Annotated in this window: 19 protein-coding genes and 3 pseudogenes; 9 read left to right on the forward strand and 13 right to left on the reverse strand. The window is 68.3% G+C overall.

Going from position 1 to position 20,167, the window contains the following annotated elements; translation table 11 throughout:
• The first annotated feature begins 62 nt into the window (after positions 1-62).
• Genes DJ029_RS07010 through DJ029_RS07020 form a run of 3 tightly spaced genes read left to right on the forward strand, consistent with a single transcriptional unit; the run spans position 63 to position 2,967 of the window.
• Entirely contained in the window at positions 63-983 is a 921-nt protein-coding gene (locus DJ029_RS07010) for an ABC transporter permease subunit (RefSeq protein ID WP_112321638.1), read from the forward strand.
• Positions 984-985: 2 nt separating this feature from the next.
• Positions 986-1,954 carry an oligopeptide/dipeptide ABC transporter ATP-binding protein gene (locus DJ029_RS07015; RefSeq protein ID WP_112321639.1) on the forward strand — a complete coding sequence of 323 codons (969 nt, stop codon included), beginning with the start codon at positions 986-988 and terminating at the stop codon, positions 1,952-1,954.
• Positions 1,951-2,967 (forward strand): oligopeptide/dipeptide ABC transporter ATP-binding protein, encoded by a 1,017-nt coding sequence (locus DJ029_RS07020; RefSeq protein ID WP_112321640.1) that lies wholly within the window; start codon positions 1,951-1,953, stop codon positions 2,965-2,967. The genes DJ029_RS07015 and DJ029_RS07020 overlap by 4 nt, the downstream gene beginning before the upstream one ends.
• On the opposite strand, the gene DJ029_RS07025 is transcribed toward DJ029_RS07020, so the two are convergent.
• The 4 genes from DJ029_RS07025 to DJ029_RS07040 form a co-directional block, all read right to left on the reverse strand.
• Entirely contained in the window at positions 2,957-5,368 is a 2,412-nt protein-coding gene (locus DJ029_RS07025) for a GcvT family protein (protein WP_112321641.1), read from the reverse strand. The two genes, DJ029_RS07020 and DJ029_RS07025, sit on opposite strands and share 11 nt — an antisense overlap.
• Positions 5,365-5,616, reverse strand: a complete 252-nt coding sequence (locus DJ029_RS07030) for a hypothetical protein (RefSeq protein WP_112321642.1) — start codon at positions 5,614-5,616, stop codon at positions 5,365-5,367. The genes DJ029_RS07025 and DJ029_RS07030 overlap by 4 nt, the downstream gene beginning before the upstream one ends.
• A 5-nt stretch (positions 5,617-5,621) precedes the next feature.
• Positions 5,622-6,791 carry an aromatic ring-hydroxylating oxygenase subunit alpha gene (locus DJ029_RS07035; RefSeq protein WP_112321643.1) on the reverse strand — a complete coding sequence of 390 codons (1,170 nt, stop codon included), beginning with the start codon at positions 6,789-6,791 and terminating at the stop codon, positions 5,622-5,624.
• A gap of 103 nt (positions 6,792-6,894) precedes the next feature.
• A complete protein-coding gene (locus DJ029_RS07040; RefSeq protein WP_112321644.1) occupies positions 6,895-7,797 on the reverse strand; it encodes a LysR substrate-binding domain-containing protein in 903 nt (300 codons plus the stop codon).
• 137 nt (positions 7,798-7,934) lie between these two features.
• Here DJ029_RS07040 and DJ029_RS07045 point away from each other — a divergent pair, with 137 nt between their 5' ends.
• Entirely contained in the window at positions 7,935-8,753 is an 819-nt protein-coding gene (locus DJ029_RS07045; RefSeq protein WP_112321645.1) for a GNAT family N-acetyltransferase, read from the forward strand.
• On the opposite strand, the gene DJ029_RS07050 is transcribed toward DJ029_RS07045, so the two are convergent.
• From DJ029_RS07050 to DJ029_RS07060, 3 genes are all read right to left on the reverse strand, one after another.
• Positions 8,750-10,174, reverse strand: a complete 1,425-nt coding sequence (locus DJ029_RS07050) for a carnitine 3-dehydrogenase (RefSeq protein WP_112321646.1) — start codon at positions 10,172-10,174, stop codon at positions 8,750-8,752. The two genes, DJ029_RS07045 and DJ029_RS07050, sit on opposite strands and share 4 nt — an antisense overlap.
• Positions 10,171-11,079 carry a 3-dehydrocarnitine:acetyl-CoA trimethylamine transferase BcoG gene (bcoG, locus tag DJ029_RS07055; protein WP_112321647.1) on the reverse strand — a complete coding sequence of 303 codons (909 nt, stop codon included), beginning with the start codon at positions 11,077-11,079 and terminating at the stop codon, positions 10,171-10,173. Before bcoG ends, DJ029_RS07050 begins: the two co-directional genes overlap by 4 nt.
• Positions 11,080-11,179: 100 nt before the next feature.
• Positions 11,180-12,388, reverse strand: a complete 1,209-nt coding sequence (locus DJ029_RS07060; RefSeq protein WP_112321648.1) for a TCR/Tet family MFS transporter — start codon at positions 12,386-12,388, stop codon at positions 11,180-11,182.
• Between the two features lie 57 nt (positions 12,389-12,445).
• Here DJ029_RS07060 and DJ029_RS07065 point away from each other — a divergent pair, with 57 nt between their 5' ends.
• The 5 genes and pseudogenes from DJ029_RS07065 to DJ029_RS21675 all read left to right on the forward strand — a co-directional run bounded on the left by DJ029_RS07065 (position 12,446) and on the right by DJ029_RS21675 (position 14,675).
• Positions 12,446-13,393 carry an aldo/keto reductase gene (locus DJ029_RS07065; protein WP_112321649.1) on the forward strand — a complete coding sequence of 316 codons (948 nt, stop codon included), beginning with the start codon at positions 12,446-12,448 and terminating at the stop codon, positions 13,391-13,393.
• Between the two features lie 127 nt (positions 13,394-13,520).
• Positions 13,521-13,760 (forward strand): annotated as a pseudogene (locus DJ029_RS07070) (alcohol dehydrogenase catalytic domain-containing protein); the annotation flags it as partial.
• A 70-nt stretch (positions 13,761-13,830) separates the two neighbouring features.
• A pseudogene (locus DJ029_RS22590) lies at positions 13,831-14,164 on the forward strand (mandelate racemase/muconate lactonizing enzyme family protein); the annotation flags it as partial.
• 55 nt (positions 14,165-14,219) lie between these two features.
• A pseudogene (locus tag DJ029_RS22595) lies at positions 14,220-14,321 on the forward strand (hypothetical protein); the annotation flags it as partial.
• A 240-nt stretch (positions 14,322-14,561) separates the two neighbouring features.
• Positions 14,562-14,675, forward strand: a complete 114-nt coding sequence (locus tag DJ029_RS21675; RefSeq protein ID WP_157966290.1) for an entericidin A/B family lipoprotein — start codon at positions 14,562-14,564, stop codon at positions 14,673-14,675.
• Between the two features lie 135 nt (positions 14,676-14,810).
• On the opposite strand, the gene upp is transcribed toward DJ029_RS21675, so the two are convergent.
• From upp to DJ029_RS07110, 6 genes are read right to left on the reverse strand one after another with little or no spacing between them, the layout of a single operon-like run.
• Positions 14,811-15,440, reverse strand: a complete 630-nt coding sequence (gene upp / locus DJ029_RS07085) for a uracil phosphoribosyltransferase (RefSeq protein ID WP_112321651.1) — start codon at positions 15,438-15,440, stop codon at positions 14,811-14,813.
• A gap of 5 nt (positions 15,441-15,445) precedes the next feature.
• Positions 15,446-16,432, reverse strand: coding sequence for an adenosine deaminase (locus tag DJ029_RS07090; RefSeq protein WP_112321652.1), 987 nt, complete (start codon positions 16,430-16,432; stop codon positions 15,446-15,448).
• A complete protein-coding gene (locus tag DJ029_RS07095) occupies positions 16,429-17,637 on the reverse strand; it encodes a phosphopentomutase (protein ID WP_112321653.1) in 1,209 nt (402 codons plus the stop codon). Before DJ029_RS07095 ends, DJ029_RS07090 begins: the two co-directional genes overlap by 4 nt.
• Positions 17,634-18,941 carry a thymidine phosphorylase gene (gene deoA / locus DJ029_RS07100; protein ID WP_112321654.1) on the reverse strand — a complete coding sequence of 436 codons (1,308 nt, stop codon included), beginning with the start codon at positions 18,939-18,941 and terminating at the stop codon, positions 17,634-17,636. Before deoA ends, DJ029_RS07095 begins: the two co-directional genes overlap by 4 nt.
• Positions 18,941-19,714, reverse strand: coding sequence for a deoxyribose-phosphate aldolase (deoC, locus tag DJ029_RS07105; protein ID WP_112321655.1), 774 nt, complete (start codon positions 19,712-19,714; stop codon positions 18,941-18,943). Before deoC ends, deoA begins: the two co-directional genes overlap by 1 nt.
• Positions 19,711-20,103 (reverse strand): cytidine deaminase, encoded by a 393-nt coding sequence (locus tag DJ029_RS07110; RefSeq protein ID WP_112321656.1) that lies wholly within the window; start codon positions 20,101-20,103, stop codon positions 19,711-19,713. The genes deoC and DJ029_RS07110 overlap by 4 nt, the downstream gene beginning before the upstream one ends.
• Positions 20,104-20,167: the final 64 nt, after the last annotated feature.

Genomic DNA, 20,167 nt, shown 5'->3' on the forward strand with positions numbered 1-20,167 from the left:
CCGGGGAGCGCGAGGGGCCGGCCCCTCGCTCCCCCCGCCGCAACAAGCGCAGGTGTCCCCAGATGGCGCTGATCCTCAACCGCACCGCCGCCCAAGGGCTCGCGAGCGCCCCGATCAAGGGCCGCTCGCTCTGGGCCGACGCGCGGCGGCGCTTCCTGCGCAACCGCGCCGCCGTCGCCAGCCTCGTCGTGCTGATCGCCGTGGGGCTCTTCGCGCTCTTGGGCCACCTCGCCGCCGCCTGGTCGAACGAGGAGATCGACTGGTCCATGCTCGGCAACGTGGCCGAGCTCGGCGCGCCTTCGCTCTACAACGGCCACTACTTCGGCGTGGACGAGCTGGGGCGCGACCTCTTCGCGCGCACGGTGCAGGGCACGCAGGTCTCGCTGATGGTGGGCATCGTCGGCGCGCTGGTCGCGGTGGTCGTGGGCACCCTCTACGGGGCGACGGCGGGCTACCTCGGCGGGCGGGTGGACAGCGTGATGATGCGCATCGTCGATGTGCTGATTGCCGTGCCCTACATGTTCGTGCTGATCGTGCTGCTGGTGATGTTCGGCCGCTCGTTCCTGATGCTGTTCATCGGCATCGGGCTGATTTCCTGGCTCGACATGGCGCGAATCGTGCGCGGCCAGACGCTCAGCATCAAGAACAAGGAGTTCGTGGAAGCCGCCATCGCCACGGGCGTGCGCACGCATACGATCATCCTGCGCCATATCGTCCCGAACCTGCTGGGCGTCGTTATCGTCTATGCCACGCTTCTGGTGCCCAACATGATCATCTTCGAATCCTTCGTCAGCTTCCTCGGGCTCGGCGTGCAGGAACCCGCCACCTCCTGGGGGGCGCTCATCAACGACGGCGCGGGCCAGATGCAGTACGGCACGCTCTGGCAACTGGGATTTCCCCTGTTTTTCTTCGTTATCACGCTGTTTTCCTTCTTCTTTGTCGGCGACGGGCTGCGCGACGCGCTCGACCCGAAGGACCGCTGAGCATGGCGCTGCTGGAGGTACAGAACCTGTGCGTCAGTTTCGACACCGCCGACGGCGCGGTCAGCGCGCTGAACGGGGTCAGCTTCTCGCTCGATGCGGGGGAAACCGTCGCCATCGTGGGCGAATCCGGCTCCGGCAAAAGCCAGACCGCCTTTGCCATCATGGGCCTCCTGGCACGCAACGGCCGCGCGAGCGGAGAGGTGCGTTTCGACGGCACCTCCCTGCTCGGGCTGTCGGATGCGGCGCTGAACACCGTGCGCGCCAACCAGATCGCGATGATCTTCCAGGACCCGATGACGTCGCTCAATCCCTACATGCGCGTGTCCGACCAGATGGCCGAGGTATTGCAACTCCACAAGGGCATGTCGCGCCGCGCGGCGCGCGCGGAATGCATCCGCATGCTGGACGCGGTGCGCATCCCGGACGCGAAGAACCGCATCACCATGTTTCCGCATGAATTTTCCGGCGGAATGCGCCAACGGGTGATGATCGCCATGGCCCTGCTCTGCCAGCCGCGCCTGCTGATCGCGGATGAGCCGACGACCGCGCTGGACGTCACCGTGCAGGCGCAGATCATGGACCTGCTCAGCGATATCCGGCGGGACTTCGGCACCGCGCTGATCCTGATCACCCATGACCTCGGCATCGTCGCCGGGGCCTGCGCGCGCACGCTGGTGATGTACGGCGGGCAGATCATGGAAAGCGGCCCGACCGGGGCGCTGTTCGACGCGCCCTCCCACCCCTATACCGCCGGGCTGCTGGACGCGGTGCCACGCCTCGATCGGGACGACGACGCGCTGCGCTCCATCGCGGGGGAGCCACCCGACATGCTGCGCCTGCCCCGGGGTTGCCCCTTCTCGCCCCGCTGCGCCCTTGCGCGGGACATCTGCGCAGACCAGCGCCCCGCGCTCGACCCCTTCGATACCGCCCGCCACCGCGCCTGCCACGCCCCAAGGGAGGAGGTTTCATGAGCGACGCACCCCTTCTCAGCGTCGAACACCTCGACGTGACCTTCCACGTCCGCCCCCGCAACGCCTGGCCATGGACGCCGCCGCTGAAGCTCAGCGCAGTGTCCGACATGAGCTTCACGCTGGGCATGGGCGAAACCCTTGGCGTGGTGGGCGAATCCGGTTCCGGCAAGTCGACGCTGGCGCGCGCCATCGTGGGCACCATCCCGGCAACCGGGGGCAAGGTGATGTGGCAGGGGCAGGACCTGCTGGCCCTGGCCCCGGCGGCGCGGCGGCGGCACCGGCGCGACGTTCAGATGATCTTCCAGGACCCGCTGGCCGCGCTGAACCCGCGCATGACCGTGGGCCAGATCATCGCCGAGCCGCTGATCACCCACGCGCCGGACACACCGAAGGCCGAGGTGAAGGCCCGCGTGGGCGAGATGATGGAGCGCGTGGGCCTGCTGCCCAACCTCGTCAACCGCTACCCGCACGAGTTTTCCGGCGGGCAATGCCAGCGCATCGGCATCGCCCGCGCCCTGATCCTGAAGCCGAAACTGGTGATCTGCGACGAACCCGTCAGCGCGCTGGACGTATCGGTGCAGGCGCAGGTGGTGAACCTGTTGAAGGACATCCAGAAGGACATGGGCCTGTCGATGATCTTCATCGCCCATGACCTGAGCGTGGTGAAACACATCTCTGACCGGATCGCGGTGATGTACCTGGGCCGCCTGATGGAGCTTGCGCCCTCAAGGCCCCTGATCCGCACACCGCGCCACCCCTACACGCAGGCGCTGATCGCCTCCGTCCCGATTCCCGATCCCAAGATCGAGGCGCAGCGCCAGCGCCAGGTGATCGAGGGCGACCTCCCCTCCCCCCTCGCGCCGCCCTCGGGCTGCGTGTTCCGCACCCGCTGTCCCATCGCGCGCCCCGAATGCGCGGCGGAGCGCCCCGGCCCGCAGGCGGCGGACGCGGGGCACGTCTATTACTGCCCCTACGCCAGCGCCGCCGACGCAAAAGCGCAGCTTACGCCCTGAGCCGTTCGCCCGCCGGATCGAAGGGCGGCTCGGCCAGCACCACGCCGCGATGGGGGCGGCCCAGGATCATCACGTCCACCGCCGTGCCGGGCGTCGGGTCCTTCAAAAAGCCCAGCGCCAGCGACTTGCCCACCGTGTAGCCGTAGGTGCCGGAGGTGACGCGCCCCAGCGCCGCCCCGTCGGGGCTGAAGATCGGTTCGCCCCCGTTGGCGTCCGCCCCGTCGACGTCCGTCACCTCGATCAGGCACAGGTGCTCGCGCGCGGGCGTGTCCTTCAGCGCCACGTAGGCGGGCTTGTTCAGGAAATCCTTGTCCAGCTTGATCAGCCGGTCCAGCCCCACCTCCTGCGGCCAGTACTCGGGGCTGTATTCGCGCGACCAGGAGCCGTAGCCCTTCTCGATCCTCAGCGACATCAGCGCGCGGCTGCCCACCGGGCCCGCGCCATGGCGCTTGCCCGCCTCGATCAGCGCCGCGTAAAGCCGCGCCTGATCGGACGTGGCGCAATGCAGCTCCCAGCCCAGATCCCCGGTGAAGGAGACGCGCAGCGCGATCACCTCCACCCCGGCCAGCGTGATTTTGGCCGAGCGCATGAAGGGAAACTCCGCCGTCGCAAGCGAAGCGTTGGTTATCCCCTGCAACATCGCGCGGGACGCGGGGCCCGCCACGTTGAAGCCGCACATCGCCTCCGTCCAACTCTCGAACCGCACCCCCTCGGGGCGTGGCACGGCGTTGAAGAAGCGCAGATGATAGCGCTCCGCCATGCCGGAGCCGACGATCAGGAACACCTCCTCCCCCAGCCGCGTCACGGTGAAATCCCCCGCGATGCCGCCGCGCACGCCGATCAGCGGCGTCAGGCAGGACCGGCCCACCGCGCGCGGCATCCGGTTCGCGAAGATCGCGTTCAGCCAGTCCTCGGCCCCCGGCCCGGTCACGCTGTATTTCGCGAAGTTCGAGATATCGATGATCCCGGCGCGCTCCCGCAGCATCCGGCATTCCGCGCCAACCGGCTCGAACCAGTTCTGGCGCGTGAACCCGTTGGTTTCCATCGCGCCGGGGGTATCGGCAAACCACAACGGGTGCTCCCACCCCGCGTTCAGGCCAAAGACCGCGCCCCTGTCGCGCTGCGCCTCGTAAACCGGGCGGACGCGTGTGGGGCGGCCCGCGCTGCGTTCCTCGTTCGGGAAATGGATCGAAAAGCGGTTGGCGTACTGATCCCCCACCCGGGCCTTGGTGAACTTGCGATCCGCCCAAGGTCCGAAGCGCGCCAGGTCCCAGGGGAACATGTCCAGGTGCGGCTCCCCCGTCACGATCCACTCGGCCGTCAGCGCGCCAAGCCCGCCGGACTGAGAAAAGCCGGGGATGATGCCGTTGCAGCAGAAATAGCCCTTCAGCTCCGGCACCGGGCCGAACAGCGCGTTGGCGTCGGGCGACCAGATCATCGGGCCGTTGATCACCCGCTTGATCCCCGCCTCGCCCACCGCCGGAACGCGGTCGATCGCGCGCATCATGTTGTCCTCGATCCGCTCCAGGTCGTCGGCGAACAGCTCGTGGCCAAAGCCCTGCGGCGTGCCGTCCTCGGCCCAGAAGCGCACGTCCTTCTCATAGGCGCCGACAAGCAGGCCCTGCCCTTCCTGGCGCAGGTAGTATTCCCCGTCCCGATCCGCGACCGATGGCAAGCGTCGGCCCAGCGCGGCGATTTCCGGGATCGTTTCGGTCACGAAATACTGGTGTTCGGTGGGCAGCAGCGGCAGCTCGATCCCCGCCATCGCCGCCACCTCCCGCCCCCACAGGCCAGCGGCATTCACCACCACCTCCGTGCGGATATCGCCCTTGGTCGTGCGCACGATCCAGGTGCCATCCGCCTGCGCCTCGGTCCCGGTCACGGGGGTGAAGCGGTGGATGTCCGCCCCGTTCTGGCGCGCCCCGGCAGCATAGGCCGCCGTCACGCCCGACGGGTCCACGTTCCCGCCCGAGGATTCGAACATGATGCAGCGCACGCCGTCGAAATCCACCAGCGGATGCAACCGCTCCGCCTCGTCGCGGGTGATCTCGTGGAACTTCAGCCCGTAGTACTTCGCCTTGGCCGCCTGCAGGCGCAGCTGGTGTTCGCGCGCCTCCGTCTGCGCAAGGTAGAGCGAGCCGGGCTGGAACACGCCGCAACTTTGGCCCGTCTCCGCCTCCAGCGCGTTGTACAGGTCCATGGTGTAGTTCTGAATACGGGTAATGTTGTTGGTGTCGTGCAGCCCGTGGATGTTCGCCGCCGCGTGCCAGGTCGAGCCGGAGGTGAGCTCGTCCCGTTCCAGCAGCACCACGTCGCGCCAGCCGAGTTTCGTAAGATGATAAAGGATCGAGCAGCCGATCACGCCGCCCCCGATCACGACAGCCTGCGCGTGGGTCTTCAAGTCATATGCTCCTGCAGGCAGGGCTCTTCGCGGCCGTGTTGCCATAGGCGGTGGTTGAGTGTGCCGCTGTCCGCGCTTCCCGCCTGCAACGCGAAGACGAAGGCGTGCGTCAGGTAGAAACAGGCCGCATCGATGTCGCCGCGCGCCTCCGCCAGGTCACCGGCCAGGGTGTAGAGCCGCGCCAGCGCCACCGGGTCGCCCACGGCATGGGCCTGAAGCAGCGCGCGGTCCAGGGCGGCGGCCTGCATCGCCCCTACCCCTGGCGCGGCTTGGTCATCTGCGTCGCCACCCAACGGTGGAACGCATGGGTCGGCCCATCCATCGCGGGCGAGAATTTGCCGCCGTCAAACAGCGCCCCGCGTCGCCCGCGCTGCATGCCTTCGACCACGAAGACATCCTCTTCGAACACGGTCTGCCAGAGCTTCGCGTTCGCCGCGCGCATCCCGTCGGTATGGGTGACGTCGGTGTGATCCTCGGCGTAGTAGATCTCGATATGCTCAACCGTGTGGCCGCAATCCACCGGCTCCAGAACGATGGCGTAAAAGTGGTCACGGTGCACGCCCATCAGCACGTTGGGATAGACGGCGACATATTCCGCGCCCTCGTCCCATTTCGCGTCCAGCCCGTCGAAATCGGGAAAGGCGCGCCCATCCTCGGTCCGCAGCTGGCGATAGACCAGCGTGCCCTGTCCCGAGAAGTCGGGGGAGTCGTCGATGTTGTAGTGATCCTCCAGCCGGGAATAGCTGTTCAGCCCCGGATGCACCCAGGGCAGGTGATAACTCTCGCAGTAGTTTTCGACCGCCAGCTTCCAGTTCGTCGCCACCTCCAGCTTGAAGGAGGACGTGGTGCCGCCGTGATACATCGGCTGCTCGAACGCCGCCCAGCGCGCCAGCAGGTCGGAATGCGCCTCCTCGAAGCTGGGCGCGTCACCGCTGACGTTCACGAAGATCACGTCGTGCCACACGTGCGAGCGGATGCGGAACAGGCCAAGCTTGTCGCGGTCCACGTCCTCATGGGTGTTGCGCCCCGGCCCGCCGACGTGGGGCGTGGTGCGCAGCTTGCCCCCCAGCGTATAGCACCAGCTGTGATAGGGGCAGCGGATCGCGCCCCGGATTTTCGTCGGCTCCTCCACCAGGATCATGCCCCGGTGGCGGCAGGTGTTCTGGAACACCCCGATAGAGCCGTCGTGATCGCGCACCAGCAGGATCGGCATGCCGAGGAAATCGACCGGCTTCGCGTCGCCCGGCTCAGGGATGTCCTTGCCGAACCCCACGCCGGACCAGTTGGCGAACAGGACGGCGCGCTTTTCCTCCTCGAACAGCGCCTCGCTGATGTAATGCGCGTTGGGCAGGCCACGTGCCCGGTTCAACGGTGCCAGGACGGGATCAAGCTCTGTCTGGACAGTGTCGGAGTGAATATTCATTGGACGCCCCCCTTTTTCGCGCAACGCCGCTTCATGGAGCAGCGTTGCGCAAGGGCGTCGGTCGCTCAAGATCAATAATTCTACCGCGTCGGGTGAGCTTGATTCACCGGAGAGTGCTGACGCTGTCCAGCAGCCAGCGCTGGAACACCCCGGCCGAGGGATGCTCGGCCGGGCCTTCGGCACGCTCGATGTGAAAACTGTTCGGGGCCGCCATGCTGTAGGAGCCGAGCACCTCCAGCGCGCCGACTGCCAACAGGGGGCTGACAAGCCGCTGCCAGCCCAGCACCACGCCGGCGCCGTCCTGCGCGGCTTGCAGGGCGATCATGTAGTTGTTTACCCGGGCCCCGCGCGCCAGCGGGCCGTGGTAGCCGAATTCGGCGAACCAGCTGGACCAGGTCGTCCAGTTCTGATCCTCGGCGTTCAGGTGGATCAGCGGCAACCCGGCCAGCGCCGTGAGGTCAGGCTTCGGCGTCGCGGCGACGAAACCGGGCGCGGCCAGCGGGACGAGCCGGTCCTGAAACAGCTTGTGGTACTGGTGTTTCGAGTTTTTGTCCCGCCCGTAGACGATCCGCAGGTCGGCCGCGGGGCCGGTACGCTCGCGGCTGTCGGACAGGATCTGGTTGATCCCGACCTCGGGGTGTTCGCGCCAGAATCCGGTGATGCGCGGCGTCAGCCACAGCGCGGCGACGGCCGTCGTCGCCCCCACCACAAGTGCCCGGTCCTGGCCCTGCTGGCGAATACGCTCCACCGTGCCGGCGATGCCGGACAGGCTGTTGCGCATCACACCGAACAACTCCAACCCCGCTTCCGACAGGGCGACACCGCGATGCACCCGCTCGAACAGGGGCACGCCCAGTTCCTGTTCCAGCGCCCGGATCTGGTGGCTGACGGCGCCCGGCGTCACGTTCAGCTCTGCCGCCGCGCGCTTGAAACTCGCGTGCCGCGCCGCCACCTCGAAGGCGACGAGCGTGGTCATCGGGGGCAGGCCGTAGTGGCGTCGAACCATCTGATCCGCTTTCGGGTGAGCACATCTCGCGTGAGTATGACTCACGACGCGCGATGCCGCCAGCCCGCTCTTGCGCGGAACCGCCGATTGGGGAAATCTTGCGCCCGGACGACAAGACCACCCGCGAAGGAGCCGCGATGCCGATCACAGGAATGACCCGGGACGACCTTGCCATGGTGCTCGGCTGGGCCGCCGAGGAGGGGTGGAACCCCGGCCTTGACGATGCGGACGCCTTCTTCGCCGCCGATCCCGGGGGCTTCTTCCTGAACATCGTCGACGGAGAGCCGGCGGCCGCCATCTCCGTCGTCAATCACAGCGCGGATTTCGCGTTCCTCGGGCTCTACATCTGCCGCCCCGCATTTCGCGGGCAAGGGCATGGGCTGGCCTTGTGGCAGGACGCCATCCGCCACGCCGGGACACGTTGCGTCGGGTTGGACGGGGTGCCGGACCAGCAGGACAACTATCGCCGCTCGGGCTTTTCGGGCACCGGGCGCACGATCCGCTACCGGGGCCAGCCGCAGGCGGCGTCCGCCACCGCGCTGCGCCCGGCGGAGGCGGCGGACATGGCGCTGCTGCTCGACCTGGACCGGGCCGCATCCGGCCTGACGCGCGAGGCTTATGCCCGGGCCTGGTTCGCGGGCACCCCGACGCGGCGGACGCTGATCCTGAACGACAGGGCTGCGGCCACCTACAGGCGCTGCGGCGAAGGGGTGAAGATCGGCCCGCTTTTCGCGCCCGACGCCGAGGCAGCGCTGACGCTGCTGCGCGCCACGCCGTTTCCGGGGCAGGATCGCCCGGTCTTCGTCGATATCCCCGAAACCTGCACGGCCCTCAGCGGGCTGGCCACCGGCGAAGGCTTCGGCCCCGTGTTCGAGACGGCGCGGATGTACACCGGTACACCGCCCGAGAGCACGCCGCCCCCCTTCCACGCGGTGATGACGCTGGAACTCGGCTAGCCCATGGTCCCCGCGCCGTCCCCCGTGGACGTGCGCAGTGTCGCCAGCCGCGCGGCCAACTCGGGCGGCGGGGCACAGGATTTGCGGGTGCCGAGGTCAACGTGCAGCAGGAACTGCTCCGCCTCGGACAGCAGCACGCCGTCGCGCAGCATCCGATGGGCAAGGCGCAGCTTCTTCCCCTCGGCTTGCAGGACGGTGGTTTCCACGTGGATCCTGTCGCCCGCCAGCGCCTCCGCCCGGTAGCGGATGGTGATTTCCGCGGTGAAGAAGCTGAAGCCCCCGGCCACGTAGGCGGCATCCGCCCCGACATGCGCGAGCACCGCGTCGGCGGCGTCGGAATAGACCTGCCCGTAGCGGCTTTCGTTCATGTGCCCGTTGTAGTCGGTCCAGTCCACCGGCACCGTGCGCCGCACCGTTTGCAGGGGACCGCCCGCCTCGGGCTGGTGGACGTGGGGGACCTCATGCGCGGCGACGACGCCGCCCGCCGCCACGCCGCGGGGTTTCAGCGCGCGGATCATCGCGACCAGGTTGTCGTCGCGCAAGGTTTCCAGCGCGTGGGGGGTCAGGTGACCGGATTGCGCGTCGGACTGGCTGGCGATCAGCTCGACCAGCTCGTCGGTATACTCGGGCACATCCGTCAGCCTGCTCCACGGCCAGGCGAGGGCCGGGCCGAACTGGGCGAGGAAGTGGCGCATTCCCGCCGGGCCGCCGCCGATGCGATAGGTCTCGAACAGGCCCATCTGCCCCCAGCGCAGCCCGAAGCCCAGCCGGATGGCGTCGTCGATCTCTGCCGTGGTCGCGACGCCGTCGCGCACCAGCCAGAGCGCCTCTCGCCAGACGGATTCGAGCAGGCGGTCCGCGATATGCGCATCGATTTCCTTGCGCACGACCAGCGGGTGCATGCCGATCCCGCGCAAGATGGCGCAGGCTGCGTCCGTCAGGCCCCGCTCGCCCGCGTCGCCGGGCACCAGCTCGACCAGCGGCAGCAGGTAGACCGGGTTGAACGGATGCGCCACCATCAGCCGCGCTGGATGGCGCAGCCCCCGGCGCAGCTCGGACGGGCGAAAACCCGAGGTGGACGAGCCGATCAGCGTGTCCGCGCCCGCCGCCGCCTCGATCTCGGCATAAGTTTGCGCTTTCAGGTCCAGCCGCTCGGGCACGCTTTCCTGCACCCAGTCGGCCCCCTCGACAGCCGCCGCGATACTGTCGGCCCATGTCAGCCGCCCCTCATCCGGCAGGGCGTGGTCATAAAGCATCGGCAGGCTGCGCCGGGCATGGGCCAGCACCGCGTCCAGCCGCGCCTTGGCGTCGGGGGCGGGATCGAAGACGCGCACGTCCCAGCCGTTGAGCAGGAAGCGCGCCGCCCAGCCGCCGCCGATCACCCCGCCGCCGATGATCGCGGCAACACGCGGGGCGCTCATACCGGCGCCTGCCGGGTCAGGTTCAGCCGGGTGCGCACCTCGTCCGGGCCGAGGACCCGCGCGCCGAGCGACTCGACGATGGTGACCGCGCGCGCGACCAGCGCCTCGTTCGTGGCCAGCCGCCCCTTGCCGAGCCACAGGTTGTCCTCGAGGCCCACGCGCACGTTGCCCCCGGCCAGGACCGAGGCGGCGACATAGGGCATCTGGTGGCGTCCGATCGAGAACGCCGACCAGGTCCAGTCCGCCGGCACGTTGTTCACCATTGCAAGGAAGGTGGTCAGATCGTCCGGCGCGCCCCAGGGAATGCCCATGCACAGCTGGACCAGCGCCGGGTCCCTGATGACCCCCTCTTCCACCAGCGACCTGGCTAGCCAGAGGTGCCCGGTGTCAAAGGCCTCGATTTCCGGGCGGACGCCGAAATCGCGCATCCGCGCCGCCATCGCGCGCAGCATGCCCGGCGTGTTGGTCATCACGTAGTCGGCCTCGGCGAAATTCATCGTGCCGCAGTCCAGGGTGCAGATCTCCGGGCGGCAGGCGTCGATATGGGCGACGCGCGCCTCGGCCCCGATCATGTCGGTGCCCGGTCTCAGCGGCAGCGGCGTGTCCGGCGCGCCGAACACAAGGTCGCCGCCCATACCGGCGGTCAGGTTCAGCACCACGTCTGTGTCCGCTTCGCGGATCCGCTCGGTCACCTCGCGGTAGAGCGCGCCATCGCGGGACGGGGCGCCGGTATCGGGGTCGCGCACATGGCAATGCACGATCGCCGCCCCCGCGCGCGCCGCCGCGATGGCGCTGTCGGCGATCTGCTCGGGGCTGCGCGGCACATGGGGGCTGCGCCCCTGCGTGGCGCCTGAGCCCGTGACGGCGCAGGTGATGAAGACCTCCTGGTTCATGGTCAGCGGCATGGGCATTCTCCGTTTCCTGGCGGGATATTCGCGGGGCTTTCAAAGGGCGTAGCATGTCGGCCGCGGTGGGACGATGCTCTTCTCCTGCCCCCGGGAACCTTCAGGCGGGCGCCACGCGACGGCCCCGCACCAGCAGGACCAGCGCGCCCGCCGCCAGCAGGGCCGCAACGACAAAGGGCGCGCCGGGCGCATAGACGGGCGCGGTGTCGGCGGTGAACACGCGGAACACCCCCGTCATCAGCACCGGGCTGATGATAACCCCGATGCCCGCCACCGCCGCCAGCACGCCCTGCAACTCGCCCTGCGTGTCGTCCGACACCCGGTTCGCCATCATGCCCTGCACCGCCGGGCCCGCCATCGCGCCCAGCGCCGCCACGGGCATCAGCGCGAAAAGCACCACGCCGTCAGGCACGAAGGCCACCCCGAGCAGCGAGAGCACATGCATCGACAACCCGAAAACGGCCGTGCGCCATTCGCCCAGTCGCGGCAGCAGGCGGCGGATCAGCCAGCCCTGCACCACCGCCGAGGACACGCCGAAGGCGGCAAGGCTGAGGCCGACCATGCCGCTGGACCAGCCGAAACGCTCGATGATGAAGAAGCTCCAGATCGCGGGGTAGACGTAGTTCGACACCACCGACAGGAAGTTCGCGCCCAGCAAGCCCCCCATCTGCGGCAGGCGTTTCATCGCCATGATCGCGCGCAGCGGATTGGCGCGCCGCCACTCGAACGCGCGGCGGTTTTCCGGCTTCAGGCTTTCGGGCAGCACGAAGTAGCCGAAGGCCGCGTTGGCGAAGGACACCGCCGCCGCCGCGATGAAGGGCGCGCGGGGCCCCACCTCTCCCAGCAGGCCGCCGATCGCGGGGCCCAGGATGAAGCCCACGCCGAAGGCCGCGCCGATCAGCCCGAAGTTCGCCGCCCGCTTGTCCCGTGACGAGATATCCGCCAGGTAGGCCGCCGCCGTCGCATGCGTCGCCCCCGTGATCCCGGCCAGGAAGCGCGCCACGAAAAGCGCCAGCAGGCTGGTGGCCAGCGCCATCATCACGTAACCAAGGCCCAGGAAGGTCAGCGTCACGATCAGCACCGGGCGGCGACCCACCCGGTCGGACAGGTTGCCAAGGGCGGGACCGCAGAGGAACTGCATGAACGCATAGGTGAACGACAGCCAGCCGCCCCAGAAGGCGGCGTCGGAAATCGACGCGCCGCGCAGCTCGGAGATCAGCTCCGGCATGACCGGCAGGATCAACCCGATCCCGATCGCGTCAAGCGCAACGGTGAGGATGATGAAAAGAAACGGCGCGCGCGATTGCATGGCGGCACCCTATACGCCATCTTCGCAGCGGCACAATCCAACTGAAGGACCAGAACGATGCAGACGCAAGACCTAGCGAAAAAACTCGGGAAAAGCGTCTCTCCGCTGGCTTTCGGCGTGATGCAGTTCGGCGGCAAGGCGGATGAGACCGCCGCCCACAAGATGTACGACATGGCCCGCGAGGCCGGGATCACCCTGTTCGACGCCGCCTGGCTTTACACCGAAGGACGGGCCGAGCGGATGCTGGGCGAATTCGCCGCGCCGGAGCGGGACGACCTGGTGCTGATCTCCAAGTGCGGCTATGCGCCGGGCCTCAGCGGGGCGGAGCTGAAACAGCAGGTGCACGAAAGCCTTGAGCGGCTCGGCACGGATCACCTCGATATCCTCTACCTGCATCGCTATCCCGGCGACGACAGGCTTGACGAGGCGCTGAGCGCGATGGCCGAGCTGCACCGCGAAGGGGCGTTCCGCCTGCTCGGCGTGTCGAACTTCGCCGCCTGGCAGGTGATGAAGGCCCAGGCCCGCGCCGCCGCCCTGGGCGCGCCCCGGATCGAGGTGATCCAGCCGATGTACAACCTCGTCAAACGCCAGGCCGAGGTGGAGATCCTGCCCATGGCCATCAGCGAGGGGCTGACCGTGCACAGCTATTCCCCCCTTGGCGGCGGGCTTCTGACCGGCAAGTACAGTGCCGGCGGCGCGGGCCGCCTGACCGAGAACGATCACTACCAGGCGCGATACGGGCCAGTCTGGATGCACGCCGCGGCCACCGCGCTGAACGCGCTGGCGATCGAACGCGGGCTTGGCGCGCCCGCCCTTGCCATCGCCTGGGCGGCGGCGCATCCCGCGGTGAGCGCGCCGATCATCTCGGCCTCGCACCCGGACCAGATGGAGGCGTCACTCGCCGCGCTGGAGATGGACATGACGCCAGCCCTCTACGCGGAACTGTCCGCCCTGACCCCCGCGCCCCCCCCCGCGACCGACCGGCTGGAGGAAACGCTCGACTGAGGCGGCGCAATGGCCGGGGACCGTCGCCAATCGGTCGCAAACGGTCCAGACAGCCCCCGCCGCCCCCGGCACCGTCAGCCAATGCAGGGGCGCAGCGCCTTGCGCCCAGAGGCCCGGGGGACAGGATTTGAAAGCAGCCGTTTGCCGCGCCTTCGGGGCCCCGCTGGAGCTTGAAGACTTAACGCTCGCCCCGCCGCGCAGCGGAGAGGTCCGTGTCCGGATCGCCGCCTGCGCCATCTGCCATTCCGACATCGCCTATGGCGACGGCGCATGGGGCGGACAACTGCCGCTGGTGCTGGGCCACGAAGCCTCAGGCTATGTCGAGCAGGTCGGCGCGGGCGTCACCGGGTTTGCCCCCGGCGATCCGGTGCTGGTGACGCTGATCCGCGCCTGCGGCAGTTGCCCGGCCTGCGCCGCCGGGGCAGAGGCTGCGCCCCATGAAACTGACCGACCTCGACGTTATCGTCACCGGCAACCCGCCGCCCGCCCCATCGCGGGCGCTACTTCCTGTTCGTGAAACTGACCACCGATACCGGGCTGATCGGCTGGGGCGAATGCTACGCCGCCGCTGTCGGGCCCAAGGCGATGACCGCCGTGATCGAGGACGTCTTTGCCCGGCACATGCAGGACGAAAACCCCGAGAATATCGAACTGATGTTCCGCCGCGTCTATAGCTCTGGCTTCACCCAGCGCCCGGATCCCACGGTGATCGGCGCCTTCGCGGGGATGGAGATCGCCTGCTGGGACATCCTCGGCAAGGACAGGGGCCGCCAGCGCACAGGTCGCGCCGCACCTCTACGCAGGCCCCATCGAATGGGCCTCGAACCTGCAACTGGCCGCCGCGATCCCGAATTTCCTGATCGCGGAAAGCATTGGCACTGGGGCCGGTTTCCACAGCGACCTGCTGAGCGCCCCCATCAGGTTCGAGGATGGCTACCTGATCGTCCCCGATGGCCCCGGCCTGGGCGTGGAGTTGAACGAGGATGTCGCCCCGCACATCCCTATGATGGCACACGCCAGCACCTGGAAATGTAGGCGGACCCACATCTGCCCGGCGCCACCGGCTGGGCGGGCGGCTGAGCGGGGCGGAGCAGCGCGCAGCCCATTGCAGGGGGCTGAAAGGGCGGCTAATAAAAAGACCGGCACTCTCAACCTGATAGGCAATCAGATGCGCATTCTCATCGTCCTTCTTCTGCTCGGCGGCCTTGCAGCCTGTGAAACAGTCAAGGGCGTCGGCCGTGACATCTCGGGCGCGGGACAGGCGCTGGACAACACGTTCTGATCGCCATCCGGCCCAGCGTCCAGCCGACGGCGAATGGTGCTGTCAGCTGGATACCGACTGGTAGACACGGGTTTCACACGCGCATCCTACCTGTTGTCGCGCCGTTTTCGACGGTGGCGGGGTGCCGCGCTTGCGTTACTTGGTGCCAAACATCCTGTCCCCGGCATCGCCCAATCCGGGCAGGATGTAGCCCTTTTCGTTCAACTGCCGGTCCAGCGCGGCGGTGATGATCGGCACATCGGGATGCGCGTCCTTCATGCGGGCAACCCCCTCGGGCGCGGCCAGCAGGCACAGGAATCGGATGTCATCCGCCCCGGCTTCCTTCAGCAGGTCGATCGCCGCGGCCGAGGAATTCCCCGTCGCCAGCATCGGGTCCACCACGATCACCGTGCGGCTGCCAAGGTCCTTGGGCACCTTGAAGTAGTACTGCACGGGCTTCAGCGTTTCCTCGTCCCGGTAGAGACCGACAAAACCCACGCGGGCCGAGGGGATCAGCTCCATCACCCCGTCAAGCAAACCGTTCCCGGCGCGCAGGATCGAGATCAGCGCCAGCTTCTTGCCGCGCAGCACAGGGGACTCCATTTCTTCCAGCGGGGTTTCGATGCTTTTCATCGTCACCGGCAGGTCGCGGGTCACCTCGTAGGCCAGGAGCAGGCTGATTTCGCGCAGCAACCGGCGGAAGGACGCGGTGGACGTCGCCGCTTCGCGCATCAGGGTCAGCTTGTGCTGGATCAGCGGGTGATCGACGATGGTCAGATGGTCCATGGCGCTCAGTCCTTCAGTTTCTCAAGCATGCGGGTGCTGGTGGCTTCGTCGCAGAAGGCCGCCTCCATGGCAATCCGGTTCACGTCTGCGAAATCGTCCGCTTCCCAGCCGAAGGTGTGGGCAAGCATCCGGTATTCGCGGGGCATGTCGGTGTGGAAATAGGGCGGATCGTCGGTGGAGACGGTCACCTTCACGCCCGCGCGGCGCAGCGCCTCGATCGAATGGTCCGGCCAGTCGGGAAACACGTTGAGCGAGATGTTCGAGCCGGGGTTCACCTCCAGCACGATGCCCTCGTCCGCCAGGCGCCGGACCAGCTCCGGGTCCTCGATGGCACGCACGCCGTGGCCGATCCGGTGCGGCTTCAAATGATCCAGCGTCTGCTCCACGCTTTCGGGGCCGCAGATTTCGCCCGCGTGGCTAGTGATGCCCAGGCCCGCCTCACGCGCGATGGCGAAGGCGCGGGTGAAATCCACCGCGCTCAGGAAGCGTTCCTCGCCCCCCATGCCGAAGCCGGTCAACATGCCGTTCATCGTCTCCGCGCTCAGCAGCGCGGCGCGCTCGGCCGCCTCGGGGCCAAGGTTGCGGATCGCGGTCGAGATATAGCGCGCCTCGATCCCATGGGCGGCGCGGGCGTTTTCCGCCCCCTCGTTCAGCGCGGCCAGGTACTCGCGCCAGGCAACCGGGTCGCCCTGCCCGCAGATGTCGGGGGCGATGAAGATCTCGGTATAGATCACGCCATCGGCGGCGGATTTCGCCAGCACCGCTTCGGCCAGGCGGCGGAACTCCTCGGGGCCTTTCAGCACCTCGCAGGCGCGGTGATAGGTTTGCAGGAACTCCGCGAAGCTCGTCCAGGCGTAGCTGCCGTCCGCGTTGAACACGCCGTTCAGCGCAACGCCCTGCTCGCCCGCCAGCTGACGGATGAATTCGGGCGGTGCCGCGCCCTCCAGATGCAGGTGCAATTCAACCTTTGGCAGCAGTCCGACGTCACTCACAAGATGGTCCTTCCATGGGGTCCGGGGGCCAGGCCCAGATGCGCGGCGATGCTTTCACCGACATCCGCGAAGCCGCAATGGCCGAATGTTCCTGGGGTCGCCGCGCCGGTCATCAGCACCGGTACCCGTTCACGCGTGTGGTCCGTCCCGGTCCAGGTCGGGTCGTTGCCGTGATCGGCGGTGAAGATCAGCAGATCGTCCTTGCCCAGGGCGGCGATCAGTTCGGGCACCCGTGCGTCGAAGGCTTCAAGGTTGCGCGCATAGCCCGCCACGTCGCGCGGGTGGCCGTACAGCGTGTCGAAGTCCACGTAGTTCGCAAAGATCAGGCTGCCGGGCGCGGCCTCGGCCATCGCCTCCAGCGTTTTGTCGACATTGCTCATGTCGCTGTCGCCCTTCAGCGCGTGGGTGATGCCCTGCCCGGCGAAGATGTCCTTGATCTTGCCGATGCCCCAGACCTGCCCGCCCGCTTCCGCGACCCGGTCGCAGATCGTCGGTTCAGGCGGCGGGATCGCCAGGTCGCGGCGGTTCGCGGTGCGCTTGAAATCCCCGGGCCCTTCGCCGACGAAGGGGCGCGCGATGACCCGGCCCACGTTCATCGGGTGCACCAGTTCGGCGGCGATGCGGCAGACCTCCATCAGGCGGTCCAGACCGAAGTGTTCCTCATGCGCGGCGATCTGGAACACGCTGTCGATGGAGGTGTAGCAGATCGGCTTGCCGGTGCGGATGCTTTCCTGCCCCAGCTCGCGGATGATCGGCATACCGCTGGCGTGGCAGTTGCCAAGGATGCCGGGCAGGCCCGCGCGGGCGATCAGCGCGTCCGTCACTTCCGCAGGAAACGTCGGCACCTCGTGCGGGAAGTAGTGCCAGTCGAAGGGCACCGGCACGCCCGACAGTTCCCAGTGGCCGGAGGGCGTGTCCTTGCCGTTCGACACCTCGGTCGCCGCGCCCCAGCGCCCCGTGGGCGAGGCGTCCAGCCCCGGTGCTTCAGCGCCCGAGGCAAGGCGGATCGCCGCCCCAAGGCCCAGCGCGTCGAGGTTCGGCAGGTGCAAAGGCCCAGAGCGCCCCTCCTCCGCACGCCCCGCGGCGCAGGCTTCCGCGATATGGCCCAGCGTGTTAGCACCTTCGTCCCCGAAGGCGGCGGCATCGGGGGCGCCGCCGCAGCCAACGCTGTCCATCACGCAGAGGATCGCGCGCCAGGCCCTCATCGCACCCGCTTCCGGATCAGGTCCTGCTCGGGCGCGGGTTTGTCGCCGATGGTATAGGCCTTCAGCAGCCGTTCCTTCGCGGCGGCCACGTCGCCGTGGCGCGCGGCGTGGATGCGGGCGATGGGCGTTTCATCGTCCACCATGCGCCCCAGCCCCGCCAGCCAGTCCAGCCCGACGCTCGGGTCGATGCTGTCCGTCGCGTGCCGCCGCCCGCCGCCCAGCTCGACCACGGCCCAGCCGACGGCGCGGGTGTCGATGGCGGTGACGAACCCGGCGTCCTTGGCATAGACCTCTTCCACCACGTTGGCGCGGGGCAGATGGGTCTGGTAATCGTCCAGCAGGTCGGGCGGGCCGCCCAGCGCGTGGACCATTTTGCCGAACACCTCGGCCGCCGCGCCGGAATGGAACACCTCCGCCATGCGCGCCGCGCCTGCCTTCGCGTCCTTCACCAGCCCGGCACTGGCCAGCACCTCGCCGCCCAGGGCGCAGGTCACGTCCCAGAGGCGGCTGTCGATCTCGTCCCCGCGCAAGAACTCCACCGCCGCCGTCACCTCCAGCGCGTTGCCTGCGACCGTGGCCAGCGGTTCGTTCATATCGGTGATCAGCGCGGTGGTCTTGCAGCCAGCGCCATTGGCGACATCCACCAACGCGCGCGCCAGCGCCGCCGCGTCCTTGGGGTCAGCCATGAACGCGCCAGAGCCGGTCTTGACGTCCAGCACCAGCGCCTCCAGCCCGGCGGCCAGCTTCTTTGACAGGATCGAGGCGGTGATCAGGTCGATCGACTCCACCGTCGCCGTCACGTCGCGCACCGCGTAAAGGCGGCGGTCGGCGGGGGCGATGTCCGGCGTCTGGCCGATGATCGCGCAGCCCACCTCGCGCGTGACACGGCGCAGGGTCTGGATGTCGGGCTGCGTCTGGTAGCCGGGGATCGAGTCGAACTTGTCCAAGGTCCCGCCAGTATGCCCCAGCCCCCGGCCGGAGATCATCGGCACGTAGGCCCCGCAAGCCGCCAGCGCGGGCGCGAGCATCAGCGAAGTGTTGTCCCCGACGCCCCCGGTGGAATGCTTGTCGATCACGGGCCCGGGCAGATCCCAGTCCAGCACGCGGCCACTGTCACGCATCGCCTCCGTGAAGGCGACCCGCTCGTCCGTGTCCATGCCGTTGAAATAGACCGCCATGGCAAAGGCGGCGACCTGCCCTTCCGACCAGGATTCGTCGGTCACGCCCTGCACCGCCTCGCGCAGTTCCGCAGCACTCAGCCGGCCGCCGTCGCGTTTGCGCGAAATAACTTCCTGGGCCAGCATCAGTAGGCCCCCGGGCTGACGGAGGACAGGCTGGTCGTCTCGTCCAGGGTATCGAGGAACGCGTCCAGCACCGAGGATGCGCCGATGCGGAACGTGGACGGCGTGGCCCAGTCGGGGCCCATCACCTCGTCACATAGGTCAAGGTAGACCTTGGCGTCCGCGGTGGTGTGAATTCCGCCCGACGGTTTCAGCCCGACGGTCCCGCCCTTGGCCTTTATCACCTCCAGGATCACCCGCGCGGCTTCCGGGGTGGCGTTGACGGGCACTTTCCCGGTCGAGGTCTTGATGAAATCGGCCCCGCCCTCGATCGACAGTTCGGCGGCTGTGCGGATCAGCTCCGCCTCGCCGAGGACGCCGGATTCGAGGATCGCCTTCAGCCGCGCGGATCCGGCGGCTTCCTTCACGCGGGACACGCAGGCTTGCACCAGGTTCGGGTGCCCCTCCATCAGCCCCTTGTAGGGAATGACCAGATCGATTTCCTGCGCGCCGTCCGCCACCGCCTTCGCGGTCATGTCCAGCACCTCGGCGGTCGGGTGATCGCCTTCGGGATAGGACATCACGGTGCACACGCGCACCCCGCTGCGCCTGAGCGCGTTCACGGCGACGGGCACGAATTGGGGCCAGACGCAGACCGCGGCCACAGGCCCGTGGGGCGTGACGGCGCGGGCGCACAGCTCGCGCACCGACTGTTCCGAGCTGTCTTCGTCCAGGTCTGTCAGATCAAGCGACGCCAGACCGCGGCGGGCGGTGTTTCTGAGGGGGTCTTCGGTCAAGTTGCCTCCAGGTGATCGGAGGTGAAGGCACCAGGCAAGAGCGCGCCCACGGTGGTGGTAACACGTGGGCCGTCCAGCCCGGCAAGAGTGACCGGCGTGTCGGGGTCGGCGAACTCGGCCAGTTTCTGGCGGCAGCCCCCACAGGGAGAGATCGGCACCGGGCTGTCGGCGATCACCAACACCTCGGCGATCCGGCGCTGCCCGGCGACGACCATCGCGGCAATCGCGCCCGCCTCGGCGCAGGTGCCTTCGGGATAGGCGACATTCTCGACGTTGCAGCCGGTGAACACCTGCCCGTCTTCGCTGCGAATCGCCGCGCCGACCAGAAAGCGCGAATAGGGCGCGTGGGCATTGAGCCGGGCGGTGCGGGCGGCTTCATAAAGTGTCATGGATCATCCCTGTCGGTGTGGCTCGAAAGTATCGCCGCGCCCGATCCGGGATGCAAGACCGGGC

It is taken from the genome of Oceanibium sediminis (assembly GCF_003265325.1).
GTDB lineage: Bacteria > Pseudomonadota > Alphaproteobacteria > Rhodobacterales > Rhodobacteraceae > Halovulum > Halovulum sediminis.